Below are 2276 nucleotides of genomic sequence, written 5' to 3'. Positions count from 1 at the left end.
CGCAGATATGCGGCGCCGCGGTCGAGGGTTACCACGACGACCAGAACGACAAGGACGATCGTGAGAACGTTTCCGTATTCGAAGAGGCGGAGTTGCTGGGTCAGTTCCATGCCGATACCGCCGGCGCCGACGATCCCGAGAAGCGAAGCAGCACGGACATTTCCGTCCAGCATCAGGAGCGTGTAGCTGGCAAGGGTCGGTGTGCTCTGCGGCAGAAGCACCCAGCTGATTCGCTGGGACCGACTGGCGCCGGAAGCCGCGGCGGCTTCCCATGCACGCATGTCCGTCGTCTCGAAGATGTCGGCGAACAAGCGCGCCATACCGGCTGCGGAACCGATGATGATGGCCAGGGTCCCTGCGAGGGGGCCGAGTCCGACAGCGGAGACGAACAGCAGTGCCCACATCAACTCGGGGATGGCGCGGGTGAGGTTGATGGAGGTGCGGGCGGCGTGATGCAGCCACGCCTGGTGGAACACCGAGCGGGCAGCCAGCAGTCCCCACGGGATCGCAATGAGGACCCCGACCACGGTGCCGATCACCGCGATAGCCAGGGTTTCCCCCATCAACTCGATCGCCTTCGGCAGGATGTCGAGTTTGGGCGGAAACATTCGACTGACGACGTCGACGATGTTGGGAATCCCGTCGAGCAACGCCTCCAGGGAGAACTCGGTGGCCCGCGCCGACCACAAGATCACGAGCACGACGGCGAGTGTGCCGATGCCTGTCTGCAATGAGGGACGGCGCAGTGCCGCCAGGTCGGGCGCACGCTCAGCGGATGTGCCTGCGGGTTCGGTATCGAGCGTCATGGTCAATGCACCTCGGCGAGAGGACGATTCGGATCCGCATAGAGCAGGTCGAGGTCGACCGCCGACACCGAATCGGTCGGACGGTCGAAGACCAGGCGCCCCGCGCGTAGCCCGATGAGCCGATCAGCCACGACCCGGGCCAACTCGACGTCGTGCAGGTTCAGGACGGCGGTGAGTCCGTCGACGCGCGCCAGCCGCACGATGTCGTCGACGACGCCGCGGGCGAGGACGGGATCGAGATTCGCCACCGGCTCATCGGCCAGGAGCATGTCCGGCTGTTGCGCGAGAGCCCGTGCAATCGCCACCCGCTGGCGCTGTCCACCCGACAGTGCGTCGGCGCGTTTACGCAACTGATCGGTGAGTCCGAGGCTGCGGACGCTCCCTACCGCGATCTCGCGGTCGCTTCGTCGAACAAAGTGCAGCAGGCTCGGCACCGTGGGCTGGTAGGCGAGGCGTCCGATCAGGGCGTTGGACAGCACGGTGGCCCGCTCCACCAGCTGAAACTCCTGGAAGATCACTCCTACCCGCGCGTGCGCCCGGCGTTTGCTGCGCCCCCGTAATCCGCTGCGGTCCTGGCCGTCGTGCAGAATTCGACCGTTCGTCGGCGTCTCCAGACCTGCCAGGCATCGCATCAAGGTCGACTTCCCCGCACCGCTCCGGCCGAGAACAGCCACGATCTCCCCGGGTTCCACCTGAAGTGACACATCATGTAGCGCCGCGGTTCCGTCCGGGTATCGGTAACTCACCGAGTCCGCCTCCAACCGCGGAACTGCTCTCTCGTCGTCCGTCATTTGCGGGACAGTTCTTCGAGATTCACACCGAGTTCGTTGGCGGCATCACGGAAGATCTGGAAGTCGCTCTCCTGCGCCTCCTCGAAGCTCTTCGCCTTGACGACCGCGAGCGCAGCTGCATTGTCGCCGTTGACGAAGGCGTCGACGATGTTCTCTTGGATCGACGGGTCGAGATCCTTACGCGCAATGATGACCAGCGAGACGGGGATCGGGTCGGATTCGGCGACTATGCGCTGGAACGAGCCGTCGATCACCCCCTTGGAGACCATCGACTCGTACGAGGACCGCGCGTCGGCCGCGCAGTCGACCGAACCCTGCTTCACCGCGAGTTCCGCGGTATCGTGCCCGCCCGCATACGTTCCCTGGACATCGGTCTCCGGATCGATGCCGGCACGCTTCAGCAGCAGCTTGGGAATGTAGTTACCACTCGTCGACCCGGCGTCGACGAAGGCGATCTTCTTTCCGCGCAGATCCTCGATCGAATCGACTCCGGCGTCCGTGCGGCACACGAAAACCGAGCTGTACGCGGCCCCTTTGGCCACGACAAGCGGCTTTACTCCGGCGACTGCCTCCGCGAGTGGGGTCGGGAATGGACTGAACGCCGCGACGTCGATCAGGCCGGAGCGCATCGCCTCGACGATCGACAGATAGTCGCTGGTCGGTTTGACTTCGACGGACT

General features: G+C 64.8%; 3 protein-coding genes. All 3 read right to left on the bottom strand.

Features of this window, described 5'->3' with window-relative positions; genetic code table 11:
* On the bottom strand, positions 1 to 806 hold an 806-nt coding region (gene phnE, locus WAW17_RS22360), incomplete at its 3' end, for a phosphonate ABC transporter, permease protein PhnE (protein ID WP_422335101.1).
* Positions 807 to 808: 2 nt separating this feature from the next.
* Positions 809 to 1597: a phosphonate ABC transporter ATP-binding protein gene (gene phnC, locus WAW17_RS22355; protein ID WP_422335100.1), complete on the bottom strand. Its 789-nt coding sequence runs from the start codon at positions 1595 to 1597 to the stop codon at positions 809 to 811.
* A partial coding sequence (locus WAW17_RS22350) for a phosphate/phosphite/phosphonate ABC transporter substrate-binding protein (RefSeq protein ID WP_422335099.1) occupies positions 1594 to 2276 on the bottom strand: 683 nt, incomplete at its 5' end. The genes WAW17_RS22350 and phnC, both read right to left, overlap by 4 nt.

It is taken from the genome of Rhodococcus sp. (in: high G+C Gram-positive bacteria) (assembly GCF_049286785.1).
In the GTDB taxonomy this organism is placed as follows: Bacteria; Actinomycetota; Actinomycetes; order Mycobacteriales; family Mycobacteriaceae; genus Rhodococcus_F.
Note: the sequence above shows the minus strand (reverse complement) of the source record. Positions and strands in the feature narration are given on the sequence as shown.

What these genes read in the sequence shown, in the direction of transcription:
- phnC (WP_422335100.1), bottom strand. Translation starts at nt 1,597, where the DNA reads ATGACGGACGACGAGAGAGCAGTTCCGCGGTTGGAGGCGGACTCGGTG.